Source organism: Novosphingobium sp. (genome assembly GCF_965214355.1).
Taxonomy (GTDB): domain Bacteria; phylum Pseudomonadota; class Alphaproteobacteria; order Sphingomonadales; family Sphingomonadaceae; genus Novosphingobium.
Genome location: NZ_CBDCBI010000002.1, coordinates 509048 through 521772 on the forward strand (window position 1 = coordinate 509048; position 12725 = coordinate 521772).

Below are 12725 nucleotides of genomic sequence, written 5' to 3' on the forward strand. Positions count from 1 at the left end.
GGGCCTATCCCCACTCGCCAACGCTGCCTCAGGCGTGGAATGCAGCCGAGAGCCCCCACCCCCAGCCCCTGACAGGGAGGGGGGAAGAAGTTGGGGGTGACATCGCGGGATCACCCCTCTAGACCGCCCGGGCAATGACCTGCTTTCGCGCCTTTTTCCTGCGTCACCGCGCCCTGGCTTTGGCCGTGATCGCATTAGCGTTGGCGATGAAGGCGCTGGTTCCCGCCGGGTACATGATCGGCGGCGATGCCAAAGTGCTGACGGTGCGCGTCTGTGATGGGTATGGCGACAACCACGCTATCGCGATCGTGACCAAAGGCGCGACGCACAGCGACGCGGGCAAGGCGCTGCACGACCAGCAGGCCTGTCCGTTCTCCGCGCTGGCGCTGGCGCATATGCGCGGCGCCGATCCGATCCAGCTGGCGCTGGCGCTGGCGTTCAGCGTGCTTCTTGGCATTATCGCGCCGGTCGCAGTGACCCCGCGCGCGTTTGCCCGGCTGCGGCCACCGTTGCGCGCGCCCCCTTTCCCGGCCTGATCTTTCCGTTTCAGACCGGGCCGGCCACGCCGGCCCTCATCCTCTTTCGAGGTTCGAGGATTTTTCCCATGCATCGTTTCATGCGCGCCGTTGGCGCACCTGCCGTCCTGACTCTGCTTGCCCCCGCCAATGCCCTGGCCTGCGCCTGCGGGTGCGGAATTTTCGACACCGGCGTCACATCGATCACCCCGCAGGATTCCGCCAGCGGGCTGTCGGCGTTTGTCCGCTTCAGCCCGCTCGACCAGGACCGCAATCACGAGGGCGGGCACACCGCCAGCGCCGACGACAACGCCGACAAGCGGATCCAGACCGAATTCTACACCGTTGGCCTGAATTACGTGATTGCGCACAAGTGGCAGATTTTGGCCGAATTGCCGGTGATCCATCGCAATTTCACCACCACCGGTGCCGATGCGCAGGGCAATCCGGTGATCGAGAAAGTGCCGATGACCGGCCTGGGCGATGCGTTGATCAGCGTGACATACGCCGGGTTTGCGGCGGACCAGTCGACCGGGATCGGGCTGGGCATCAAGCTGCCGACCGGGCGCTATACCGGCCCGGTCGATCGCTATGGTGATCTGCCGTATGATCGCGATACGGTGCCGGGTACCGGCAGCACCGACTTGCAGGTCTCGGCCTATCATGTCGGTAAAATCTCGCCGGCGCTGCGCTGGTTTGCGCATGCGCAGTTCCGCTTTGCCGTCGCCACGCGCGATGCGTATCGCCCAGGCGACGAAGTCGATGGTGCGGCCGGGCTGACGTACGATTTGCAGGCCGGCAAGACGACGCTGTCGCCGGTGATGCAGGTGATCGGTGCCGTACGCGCGCATGACAGTGGCGACAATTCGGATCCGCTCAATTCGGGGTATCAGCGGATGCTGCTGGCGCCGGGGCTGCGGGTGCAGATCACGCCGCGCCTGTCAGTGTACGGCGATGTCGAATTTCCGGTGGCGCAATATGTGAATGCCGCCAGGTCGCCCGCGATCGAGGGTACGGCGGGGCAACTGGTGGCCCCGGTGATGTTCAAGATGCAGGTCAATTACGGGATTTAGGGAATCAGCACCGATGCCCCGGTGGTGGCGCGCGATTCCAGGGCGCGGTGCGCCTCGGCGGCATCGGTCAGCTTGAAGCGCTGGTCGATCCGCAGCGTGACCGCGCCCGAGGCGATCATGGCGAACATTCGCGCGGCAGAGGCGCGCATTTCGGCGGCGTCGTGGCAATAATCGCCGAGTGTCGGCCGGGTCACGAAAATCGAGCCGTGCTGCATCAATTGCAGTGCGGTGAACGGCGGAACCGCGCCCGAGGCATTGCCATAGCTGACGATAAGCCCGCGCCGCGCGACACAGGCCAGCGATGCGCTCCAACTGGCCGCGCCCACGCCGTCGAGCACGACCGAAACGCCCGCGCCGTCGGTCAGGGCTTTGACAGCATCGCCCAGCTCGTCGATCGGGCACGACAACGCATGATCGGCGCCAAGCTCGGTTGCCAGCGCGGCCTTTTGCGCATTGCCCGCATGCGCGATCACGGTGGCGCCGATGGCTTTCAGCCATTGCACCAGGATCGTCCCGACCCCGCCGGCAGCGGCGTGTACCAGCACGCTTTGCCCCGGTTTGACGTGTGCGCAGCGTTCGATCAGGTATTCCGCGGTGCAGCCTTTGAGCAGCGCAGCGGCGGCCTGTTCGTCGGAAATATCGGCGGGAATCGGTACCAGCTTGTCCTGGTCGGCCAGGCGGTGCGTCGCATATGATCCAGGGCCGAGTGTGCAATAGCCGACCCGGTCGCCGACCTTGAACACATCGACACCCTTGCCGATCGCATCGACCACGCCGGCCGCTTCGCCGCCCAGGCCCTGCGGCAGTTTGCCGGGATAGAGCCCCGAACGGACATACGTGTCGATGAAATTGAGCCCGATTGCGGTCTGCCGGACCAAGACCTGGCCAGGCCCCGGCTGCGCCGGCTCGAACGGTTCGACTGTGAGCACGTCGGGGCCGCCATGCTCGTGCATGATGATCGCATATGGATGTGTCATTGTTCGGGCCCCACGCGATCCAGCATATCCATGAAGTTGCGCGCGGCATCGCGTTCCGCCGGATTTTTGAACGCGATATCCAGATCGGGCGCCGCGCCGAGCATGTGCAGCATCGACCACAGCGCAAAACGCCGGCCGGGGTCGGTTTCCAGCCCGAGCTCGACGCGCATATGCTCGATCCCGCCGGCCATCGCCGCCGGCGTCAGCGTGTCTATGTCGCTCGTGCCGAAAAACCGGCGGAATTGATCATCGAGGTCCATGTGCGCAAGGCTATCCGGCGTGGCGGGGGGTGCGTCAAGGGGCTTGTCGCTCTGGCGTTCACAGCACCCTGAAGCAGTCTATCCCCGCGCCGTTCAGCCGCGAACACGTGGCAAATGCATCGGCACCCGAAGCACGCAGGCGGAAATAGCGGCGTGCGCCGACGACTGCCGGCACGACAGTCTTGTCCAACCGGCCGAGGTCCGGCCGATGGCTGACCAGCCAGCTCCAGCGCGCTTCAGCCTCTTGCGGGGACTGGGCTGCCGCCAACTGCACGGTTTGCCCGCCAGCGGGCCGCGCCTGGGCAACCGCCACGGGCACGGGCACGGGCATGGGGGGGCGCGGCAGGGCCGGGCTTGCGGCTGTGGCGGGCATCTGCACCGGCGCATAGGCCAGGCCGACTGGTGCTGCGCGGTCGGGAAGGGCGGGCTGCATGGCGCGTGCGAGTTGGCGCGTCTGCTCGTCGGACTGTATCGGCTGGTTCAGGATGACGACAGTCGTGGTGCTGCGCGCGGTCAGCCCGAACAACGCGCGCGCCACCCCGTAAGGCAGGCGGATACAGCCATGCGATGCGGGATAGCCTGGCAAATGCCCCGCATGAATGGCGATGCCACCCCGCGTCAGACGCTGCATGAACGGCATCGGCGCGTTGCTGTAGATGTTCGAACGGTGAAACTGCTGCTTTTCCATGATCGGAAACACGCCTGCCGGCGTGCCATGCCCGCGCCGCCCGGTCGAAACCGGCGATGTCATCCAGGGCTCGCCGTCGCGGTACACCTGCATCCGCTGCGACGCCTTGCTGACCACGATCAGCACGCCCTTGTCCAGCGCTTGCGCAATCGTTGGCGTTTGCGGGACATACAGAGCGATGGGCGATGGCGCGGCCACGGGCAATGCCACAGGCGCCGCTTGCCCGTGGGCGCGCGCGCCTGTCAGCAACGAACCAGACAGCACCGCGCCCGCCAGCAAAGCCAGCGAGGCCGACGCAAACACAACTCCAAAACGCCTGAAAATGGGCGAATCCCCCGCCAACCCGAATGGTTAACGAAGTATGACATCGCGCTGCCGGTGCCAACGACTATTTGGCAACGACTATTTGGATCCTGTATCAGGGCGGGATCTATTGGAGCGGGTGAAGGGAATCGAACCCTCGTATTCAGCTTGGGAAGCTGCTGCTCTACCATTGAGCTACACCCGCCGATTTTCGTAAAACCGGGGTTTTCGCGTCGCCGCATGGCGGTTGGCCTTCGGCTGGAGCGGCCTTGCCACAGGCATGGCGGTCTGGTCAACATGGGCCGGGCTATTTGACGCTGAATTCCGCGGTGCCCGAAGCCAGCAATGACGCGCGTTTCCCCCGGTCGCAATGATCTGACCACCATCGGCGTCGTAAACCCCCATCCACCCCACGGAGGGAGGGCTTTAAGACGCGGGAAATGCTGCGTTTTCTATCTTGCGGGCGGCGTCTTGCAGCAGGCGGAGCAAGTCATCGCGGTCCAATTTCGCCGTGTCGGCCAGCGACAACGAGATCGCGGCGGGCACTGCGCCATCGGGGGTGCGGATCGCTACGGCCAAGCAGTGCAGTTTTTCGACGATTTCGCCCTGGTCCAGCGCGAAGCCTTCGCGCCGGACCCGATCGAGCTCTTCGCGCAGCAGGGCCGGCGCGGTGATCGTCCGGTGGGTCAGCGCGACGAATGGCCCGCCCGCCAGATAGCGTTCGCGCTCGGTGGGGGGCAAATGCGCCAGCAGGACTTTGCCGATGCCCGAACAATACGCCTCCAGCTGCATGCCGATCTTGGTGAACAGGTCGGTCGCCCCGCGCCCGGTCTTTATGCGGTAGGTCACCATGTCGTTTTCGAATGTGCCCAGTTGCGCAATGCCGCGCACGCGGGCCGCCAAAATGTGCAACACCGGGGCTGCGACATTGGCGATCACCTGTTTCTCGTCGAGCCGGTGCAGCAAGTTCAGCAGGCGCGGGCCCGCCAGATGCCGTCCCTTGCCCACCGGCGCCAGATACCCCTCGGCCACCAGCGTCGCGATCTGGCGGTGCGCGGTCGCCGGCGGCATGGCGAGCGCGCGCGCCAGCGCCGTGGCATTGCTGGCGCCATTGTCGGCAATCACCGCCTCCAGCATCGCCAGCGTGCGCTTCAGCGCGCCGATATGGGGCGTCCCCTGTCTCATCAGGTGAGACGTAGCTGCAATGGCTGCGCGTTACAAACCCTCGCCGCCCACCCATTGCGAATGGGTCAGCGCGCGGGCCAGCGTCCACACCTGTCGCCGGATATCGGGCACGGCGACGATTTCCCACACCGCGCCGCGCGTGACCGGGCCGACCGCAAGCAACGCGTCCTGCGCCGTGCCCGCTGTATCGACGACCCGGCCGGCCTGGTCGACCTCGACCCCTAGTCGATGCGGATCGGGGCGCATCCGTCCTTGCGCCAGCAGCGCCTGCAACAACGGCTGCGTGCAGCGGGTAACATCGCTTTCGGGCCCGGTACACGTGATCACGCGCTGCGCGACCAGCGTCTGCGTCGTGTCGCTGCCGCGCGGGCGCCACACGATGTGCGCATCGCCGCCGTGTGCGGTGGCCGAAACCAGCCGCCCGGCGCAAAAATGCAGCCGGCCATCGTCCTGCATCGTCGCAACGCGATCCGCGACCGGCGGCGCCAGGCGATGCCGATGGACATCCCACCAGGGCCGCGCGTGGCGCAACAGGCGGCCTTGCGCGACAGGGTCGTGCAGCCGCCACAGGCTTTGCATGTGTGGGCGCAATTCATCGACCGCGCTGCGCCAGCCGATGTCGGCGGCGCGGTGGCGGACCTGGCGCAACAGCGCCGACCCGCGCGCTTCGGGACGTGGCCCCGGCGTGACATGCGGGCCACTGGGCGTATGGGCGCGCGGGCGCAGGCCCCGGCGGGAGATCGCGGTGATCCGCCCGCGATACCCGGCACTGTCGAGGCTGATCGCGACATCGACTGCGGTCAGCCCGGTACCGATCAACACGATCTGTTCGATCCCACCTAGATTTTCGGTCGCCGCCGGGTTCCACGGGTTGGCAAAGGCCACCTCGCGGTCGAGCCCGCGCATGACTGCCAGCCCCGCCGGCTCGAGATTGCCCAGCGCCAGCACGACAGCGCTCGCCGCCACCTGTTCGCCGCTGTCGAGATGGACCACTGCGCCGCCGGTTTCCGGCCAGTCGATGCCGACGGCCTCCTGCTCCTTGATCGTGAACCGCGCGGGCGCGCTGGCGATCGCCGCCATCATCTGTTCGCGCAGATAGCTGCCGTATGTTGCGCGCGGCACGAACAGATTGGCCTGTTGCTGGCTGTCGAAATCCATCCAGCGCTGAAAATGGCCCAGGTCATCGGGGTAGGCGCTCATGTTCGAGGCGCGCACATTCAGCAGATGTTCGGGGTGCGGCGTGCCGAAGGCCAGCCCGCGCCCGAGATGCGCGCGGTCGCGCTCGACGAGCACGACCCGCGCGCCGTGGCGCAACAGATTTACCGCCAGCAGCGTGCCGGAAAACCCCGCGCCGATGATAACGATCGGACTGTCGTGAACAGGCAATGGCATGCGGGCAACCTTGTCATCAAGGACATTGGGGGCTTCAAGCTTAACTCAACTCAAATAGTAGATAAATTGGCCTTGGCAACCTTTCGCTGGGCCGTGCCGGATAGCCTTGACCGGCACGGGCTACAGCGGGCACACACCGTGCCGGAGCAAGAAGGGAAGAGGACGCATGTTCAGTCATATCATGATCGGCGCGAACGACATGGACGCCGCAAAAACATTCTACGATGCCACATTTGCTGCATTCGGCGGTACGCCGGGTACGCTCGATCCCAGCGGGCGGCTGATTTATCAGCACAAGGGCGGCATGCTGCTGATCACCAAGCCGATCAACGGCGAACCGGCATGCGGTGCCAACGGCGGGACGATCGGATTTTCGATGACGCCCGAACAGGCCGATGCCTGGTGGAACGCGGGCAAGGCCAATGGCGGCACTGCGGTCGAAGATCCGCCGGGGCCGCGCGAAGGCAGCCCGTATTACCTGGCGTATCTGAAGGATCCGAGCGGCAACAAGCTGTGCGCGCTGCATTACCAGGGGTAATCGCGCCAACAGAATTTGTGATGACAGGCTGATGGGGCAGGGTGCGGGATTGACCAATCGCGCATCCTGTCGCACCGCCTGGCACGACATATCAGCGCTCGGGAATTGGTGATGGAAACGGTACAGACTGCAAAGGCCCATGGCGGCACGCTTGGCGTCTATCGCCATGCCTCGACCGCGACCGGGACCGACATGACCTTTTCGGTCTACGTTCCGCCGCAGGCCGAAGCCGGCGCAAAACTGCCCGTGCTGTATTACCTGTCAGGCCTGACCTGCACCCACGCCAATGTGACCGACAAGGGCGAATACCGCCGCGCCTGCGCCGAACTTGGCGTGATCCTGGTCGCTCCCGATACGTCGCCGCGCGGCGAAGGCGTGGCCGACGATGCGGCCGGCGCCTACGATTTCGGGCTCGGCGCCGGGTTTTACGTCAATGCGACGACGCCGCATTTTTCGAAGCATTACCGCATGTGGGATTACATCGCCGACGAATTGCCGGCGCTGATCGCGGCCAATTTTCCGATCGATCCGGCGCGCGCCGGGATCACCGGGCATTCGATGGGCGGGCATGGCGCGCTGACGCTGGGGCTGACTTACCCCGACCGGTTCCGCTCGCTGTCGGCCTTTGCGCCGATCGTTGCGCCGGGCCAGGTGCCGTGGGGCCACAAGGCGCTGGGCGGGTATCTGGGCGATGATCGCGCCGCATGGCGCGCGCACGATGCTGTCGCGTTGATCGAGGATGGCAAGCGCCCGGCCGGCGACATCCTGGTCGACCAGGGCGGGGCGGACAATTTTCTGGCCGAGCAGCTGCGGCCCGAACTGCTGCGCGACGCGGCGGACAAGGCGGGTATCGCGCTGACATTGCGGATGCAGCCGGGGTACGACCACAGCTACAATTTCATCTCGACGTTCATGGAAGACCACATCCGCTGGCACGCCGCGCGGTTGTAAATCCTGCCTGGCCCCTTTCCACGGGGGCCAGGACATGCACACCCCTTCAGCGAGATGGCTTTTTCAGCGCACATCCTTCGCCACGGCGTCGAGCAGGCCGTTGACGAATTTCGCCTCGCGCGCGTCGAAGAAGGCGTGCGTCACATCGAGGTATTCGTTGATCACCGTGCCGACGCTGATGTCGGCGCGCGCCAGCAATTCCCAGGTGCCCGCCCGCAAGATCTGCAACATTGTCTTGTCCAGCCGCGCGATCGACCACCCCGTGGCGAGCCTGGTTGTCAGCGCGCCGTCGATTTCGTCTCGCCGCGCAGCGACGCCGCGTACAATGTCGTCGAAAAACGCGATATCGGCGGGCAGGTATTCCACATCCTCGATTTCGGCGCCGAGCCGGTGCCGGTGGAATTCGTCGAGCAGGATCGGCAGCTGGGGCGTTTCCATGTCGAGCTGGTACAGCGCCTGGACGGCGGCAAGCCGCGCGGCCGAGCGGGCTTTGGCTTCAATGCGGCTCATATTCCCAATCTCAATTCGATCGATCGTGCGTGCGCGGTCAGGCCCTCGGCATTGGCCAGCTGGATCGCGGCCGGGCCGATGGCGTGCAGGGCCTCGTCGCTGACCGCGATGAACGAGGTGCGTTTCATGAAGTCGAGCACCGACAGCCCCGACGAAAACCGCGCGCGGCGGCCGGTGGGCAGGACGTGGTTGGGGCCGGCGACGTAATCGCCGATCGCTTCGGGCGAATGGCGGCCCAGGAACGCCGAACCGGCATGGCGGATCTGCGCGAAACACGTTTCGGGATCGTCGGTCGCGATTTCGACATGTTCGGCGGCGATGCGGTTGGCCAGCGCCGGCGCTTCGTCGAGCGAACCGACGATGATCACCGTGCCATAACGGTCCCAGCTGGCGCGCGCGATCTGCGCCTTGGGCAGCAGCGCGATTTCGCTGTCGATCGCGGCGATCACGGCATCGGCAAAGGCGGCGTCGTCGGTGATCAGGATCGATTGCGCGGCGGGATCGTGTTCCGCCTGGCTCAGCAGATCTGCGGCGATCCATTGCGGGTCGTTTTGGGCATCGGCGATCACCAGGATTTCCGATGGGCCGGCGACCATGTCGATGCCCACCACGCCGTACAACTGGCGCTTGGCTTCGGCGACCCAGGCGTTGCCCGGGCCGGTGATGACATCGACCGGCGCGATGCGATCGGTGCCATAGGCCAGCGCGGCAATCGCCTGCGCCCCGCCGATGCGCCAGATTTCGTCGACACCGGCCAGATGCGCGGCGGCCAGCACGAGCGGATTGATTTCGCCATCGGGCGTTGGCGTGGCGATGACCAGCCGCGCGACGCCGGCGACTTTGGCAGGGATCGCGTTCATCAACAGCGATGAGGGATACGCGGCGCGGCCACCGGGGACATACAGCCCTGCCGCATCGACTCCGCGCCAGATCGCACCGAGGCGCAAGCCCTGGTCATCGGTATAGTCCCGGTTTTCAGGCAATTGCGCGGCGTGATAAGCGCGGATGCGTTGCGCCGCCAGTTCCAGCGCGGCGCGCAAGTCGGGCGTCAATGCGTCGTAGGCTTCGCGGCAGGTCGTGGCATCGATCCGCCAGTCGGCGTCGGTCGCGGGCGTAAACCGGTCGAACCGCGTGGTGTATTCGGACAGCGCGGCATCGCCGCGCGCACGCACATCGGCGATGATCGCGGTGACATCGCGCGCGACACCGGCGTCGCTTTCGCGCCGGTCATCGACCATCGCGCCGAATGCAGCGGCAAACCCGGGGTCCGAGGCGATCAGCCGCAGCATCAGGCGCCCCGGCGTCGCGCGACAAGCTCTCGAAACGCATCGACCAGCGCGCCCAGCCGTGCGCTGTCGGTCTTCAGCGCCGCGCGGTTGACGATCAGCCGCGCCGAAACCGGCATGATCCGACTGGTTTCCACCAGGCCGTTGTCTTTCAGCGTGCGGCCCGATGATACCAGGTCGACGATCCGGCTGGCGAGGCCGAGCGTCGGGGCCAGTTCCATTGCGCCATTCAATTTGACCACTTCGGCCTGTACGCCCATCCGCTCGAAATGGCGCCGCGTCAGGTTCGGGTATTTGGTTGCGACCCGCGCGTGGCTTTCTTGCGCGGTTTCGATGGCCAGACCGGCGGGTTCGGCCACGCTCAGACGGCAATGGCCGATGTCCAGATCGACCGGTGCGTACAGATCGGCATAGTCGAATTCGTCGATCACGTCGGAGCCGACGATGCCGGCCTGCGCCGCGCCATGGGCAACAAACGTCGCGACATCGAACGCGCGCACGCGAATCAGGCGCACGTCGTCACGATTTGTGGCAAAGCTCAGCGCGCGCGAGCCCTTGTCGAAGAACGCGGGCTCGGGCACAACGCCGGCCTGTTCGAGCAAAGGCAGCGCCTCTTCGAGGATGCGGCCCTTGGGAATGGCGAAGACGAGGTTGGAAGGGGACGCGGTCATGGCCCACGCGCCCTATGGCAAAGGGCCGGAAAGGGCAACCTTGTGCAACGTCCGGAACCAGACCCCCCGACCCATCCCAACCCTGAAGTCGCAAAGGCGATCATCTGGCAGGCCGACTATGCCACGCAAAACAATGCGCCGGTCACCAGTCGCACCGTGCGCGCGCAACTGGCGCTGATCACGGGCACGACCGCTGTCGGCCAGCGCCTGGCAGCCTGGCCCGATACCGCGATGGAAGATGCCTTGCCGCTGCGGTTGAACGGCGCGCTGCACAATCTGCATCTGACCGGGCGCGACGACCGGCTGGCGCCGATCTATGCGGGCGAGCTGACCGACCAGGACGCCGTCGATCGGGTGATCGGCGATGTCGTTGCCGATCACGATGCGGTGCTGTTGCCCTGGCTCGATGGTCCGCCCCAGACCAATGAGGCGGGGCGGTCGGGCAGCGTGATGGCCGCGCTGCAATGGCTGTCGGGGCGGGTGGGCCCACGCTTTGAAATGAACGAGCTGGGCGCGAGCGCCGGCGTCAACACGATGATGGACCGGTTTGCCTTTGATCTGGGCGGGGTCAGGTCAGGGCCTGCCGATTCGCCGCTATGCATAGCGCCCGAATGGCGCGGGCCACCGCCGCCCGGGCATCCGGTGGTGATCGAGGCGATTCGCGGCTGCGATCGCGCGCCGCTCGATCTGACCGATCCGGCGCAGGCGCTGCGTCTGAAATCCTATGTCTGGCCCGATACGCCGGTGCGGATGGAACGGCTGAATGCGGCGATCGCGCTGGCGCGGGCAAAACCGCCCCGGGTCGACCGGTGCGATGCGGGCGACTGGGTTGCGGCGCGCCTGGCTGCACCGCAACCCATCGATACCACGCGGGTCGTGTTTCATTCTATCGTCTGGCAATATCTGCCCGAGGCAACGCGTGAGGCGATAACCGCGGATATCGAGGCGGCCGGCGCGCTGGCCACCGCGTCGCGGCGCCTCGCCTGGATACGGCTCGAAACCAACCGCACGACATTTCGCCACGAATTGAACGTGCGCTACTGGCCGGGCGGTGAGGAAGAGGTCGTTCTCGGCGCTGCGCATGCGCACGGTGCGTGGATCGAATGGTTCGCTATTCAGCAGGTTTCGGCTTGATCGGGAACGGCACGCCCCACCGGTCGAACCGTTCGAGCCAGCCGCCGTGGTACGATCCCCATTCCCACAGCGCGACGACGAACAGCGCCCCATCGCACAGCGCGGTGAATTTCGTCGCAGACCAATGGCCGAAACAGGCCACGACGATGACCGGGGCCAGCAGCAGTTGCCCGACCAGATGGCTGAGCGGCAGATTGCCGCGCGCGCTGGAAAACCGCTTGAACAGCGCGAGCCCGAGCAGAAACCCGACCAGACCGCCACCACCCGCGATGATCAGCGCCCGGCTGGCCGTGACGCCGGGCGACGCCATCAGCAGCGCGTCGGCGACGGCGCCCGCCACCACGCTCGCGACGATCGGGATGTGCAGATAGGTATAGGCGTTGCGCGCGATGCGGCCGACATCGTCGCTGTGCGAAATATGCTCGGCGCCGCGTTCGGCGCCGATGTCGAAATAGATCCACCACATCAGCACCGATCCCACGAAGCTGGCCAGGAACGCGCCCGTGCTGGCCTGCGTCGGCACTGCGCCGGCAAACGCGGCGCCGGTTACCACGATGCCTTCGCCCATCGCGATCAGCACGAATTGCGAAGCGCGCTCGGCCAGGTGGCTGCCCGAAATATCCCAGTCTTCGGATGTCGATCGGCCAAGACCCGGCACGCGGAAAAACGCGAAGGGCCCGGCGTATTCGATGACCAGCGCGCCTGCCCACAGCGCGATATGCCAGGCCTGGCTGTCGGCCATGGCGCCGGCCAGCCACAATGGAACCGATGCTGTGAACCATATCGCGATGCGCATCATGTTGCGCGCGCCGCTGGGGCGCTCTGTCGCCATGATCCACCTCAGGAACAGCGTGCGCCCGATCTGGATCGTGCAATACATCGCCACGAACACCAGCGCAGCCGTGTGGCCATCGAACGCGCGCGGCAGGACCGCGGCGAGCACCAGGCTGGCCAGCATCGTGACGATCATCATCAGGCGCACGCGCACGGTATCGGGATTGGCCCAATTGGTCGCCCAGGCGGTAAACATCCATGCCCACCACACCGCCATGAACAGCAGCGCGCCCTCGATCACGCCGGGCAGGCTGAGATGCTCGCGCACGAACGCCGCGATCTGGGTGATCGCAAACACATAGACGAGATCGAAAAACAGTTCGAGATTGCTGACTTCGGAATCATCATCGCTCCGACTGCGCAGCAGGCCCCTGGGCATCGTTCAGAAGCCTGTGATGCGCAGGGCGA

At 65.9% G+C, this 12725-nt stretch carries 14 protein-coding genes and 1 tRNA gene; 5 read left to right on the forward strand and 10 right to left on the reverse strand.

Annotated elements, in window-relative coordinates; genetic code table 11:
- Window positions 1–134: 134 nt before the first annotated feature.
- Window positions 135–536, forward strand: a complete 402-nt coding sequence (locus tag ACOOE2_RS03040) for a DUF2946 family protein (RefSeq protein ID WP_420381550.1) — start codon at window positions 135–137, stop codon at window positions 534–536.
- A gap of 68 nt (window positions 537–604) precedes the next feature.
- Window positions 605–1588, forward strand: a complete 984-nt coding sequence (locus ACOOE2_RS03045) for a transporter (protein WP_420381551.1) — start codon at window positions 605–607, stop codon at window positions 1586–1588.
- Here ACOOE2_RS03045 and ACOOE2_RS03050 read toward each other — a convergent pair.
- The 6 genes from ACOOE2_RS03050 to ACOOE2_RS03075 form a co-directional block, all read right to left on the reverse strand.
- On the reverse strand, window positions 1585–2565 hold the full coding sequence (locus ACOOE2_RS03050; protein WP_420381552.1) for a quinone oxidoreductase family protein: 981 nt from the start codon (window positions 2563–2565) through the stop codon (window positions 1585–1587). The genes ACOOE2_RS03045 and ACOOE2_RS03050 overlap by 4 nt on opposite strands.
- Window positions 2562–2825 (reverse strand): hypothetical protein, encoded by a 264-nt coding sequence (locus ACOOE2_RS03055; protein ID WP_420381553.1) that lies wholly within the window; start codon window positions 2823–2825, stop codon window positions 2562–2564. The genes ACOOE2_RS03050 and ACOOE2_RS03055 overlap by 4 nt, the downstream gene beginning before the upstream one ends.
- Before the next feature lie 58 nt (window positions 2826–2883).
- On the reverse strand, window positions 2884–3816 hold the full coding sequence (locus ACOOE2_RS03060; protein WP_420381554.1) for a L,D-transpeptidase family protein: 933 nt from the start codon (window positions 3814–3816) through the stop codon (window positions 2884–2886).
- Between the two features lie 131 nt (window positions 3817–3947).
- A tRNA-Gly gene (locus ACOOE2_RS03065) sits at window positions 3948–4021 on the reverse strand.
- Between the two features lie 221 nt (window positions 4022–4242).
- On the reverse strand, window positions 4243–5001 hold the full coding sequence (locus tag ACOOE2_RS03070) for an IclR family transcriptional regulator (RefSeq protein WP_420381555.1): 759 nt from the start codon (window positions 4999–5001) through the stop codon (window positions 4243–4245).
- 30 nt (window positions 5002–5031) lie between these two features.
- Window positions 5032–6393, reverse strand: coding sequence for an FAD/NAD(P)-binding protein (locus ACOOE2_RS03075; protein ID WP_420381556.1), 1362 nt, complete (start codon window positions 6391–6393; stop codon window positions 5032–5034).
- 166 nt (window positions 6394–6559) lie between these two features.
- On the opposite strand from ACOOE2_RS03075, the gene ACOOE2_RS03080 reads away from it, so the two are divergent.
- The gene (locus ACOOE2_RS03080) at window positions 6560–6931 is read left to right on the forward strand and encodes a VOC family protein (protein ID WP_420381557.1); all 372 of its coding nucleotides are present in this window, start codon (window positions 6560–6562) and stop codon (window positions 6929–6931) included.
- Window positions 6932–7042: 111 nt separating this feature from the next.
- Window positions 7043–7882: an S-formylglutathione hydrolase gene (gene fghA, locus ACOOE2_RS03085; protein ID WP_420381558.1), complete on the forward strand. Its 840-nt coding sequence runs from the start codon at window positions 7043–7045 to the stop codon at window positions 7880–7882.
- Between the two features lie 63 nt (window positions 7883–7945).
- Here fghA and nusB read toward each other — a convergent pair whose 3' ends face one another.
- From nusB to hisG, 3 genes are read right to left on the reverse strand one after another with little or no spacing between them, the layout of a single operon-like run.
- Window positions 7946–8392 (reverse strand): transcription antitermination factor NusB, encoded by a 447-nt coding sequence (gene nusB, locus ACOOE2_RS03090; protein WP_420381559.1) that lies wholly within the window; start codon window positions 8390–8392, stop codon window positions 7946–7948.
- Complete coding sequence (gene hisD, locus ACOOE2_RS03095; protein WP_420381560.1) at window positions 8389–9681, reverse strand: histidinol dehydrogenase; 1293 nt, start codon at window positions 9679–9681, stop codon at window positions 8389–8391. The genes nusB and hisD overlap by 4 nt, the downstream gene beginning before the upstream one ends.
- Window positions 9681–10349: an ATP phosphoribosyltransferase gene (hisG, locus tag ACOOE2_RS03100; protein WP_420381561.1), complete on the reverse strand. Its 669-nt coding sequence runs from the start codon at window positions 10347–10349 to the stop codon at window positions 9681–9683. The genes hisD and hisG overlap by 1 nt, the downstream gene beginning before the upstream one ends.
- A gap of 42 nt (window positions 10350–10391) precedes the next feature.
- Here hisG and ACOOE2_RS03105 point away from each other — a divergent pair, with 42 nt between their 5' ends.
- On the forward strand, window positions 10392–11483 hold the full coding sequence (locus tag ACOOE2_RS03105; protein ID WP_420381562.1) for a DUF2332 domain-containing protein: 1092 nt from the start codon (window positions 10392–10394) through the stop codon (window positions 11481–11483).
- On the opposite strand, the gene ACOOE2_RS03110 is transcribed toward ACOOE2_RS03105, so the two are convergent.
- A complete protein-coding gene (locus tag ACOOE2_RS03110; RefSeq protein WP_420381563.1) occupies window positions 11461–12696 on the reverse strand; it encodes a low temperature requirement protein A in 1236 nt (411 codons plus the stop codon). The genes ACOOE2_RS03105 and ACOOE2_RS03110 overlap by 23 nt on opposite strands.
- Window positions 12697–12725: the final 29 nt, after the last annotated feature.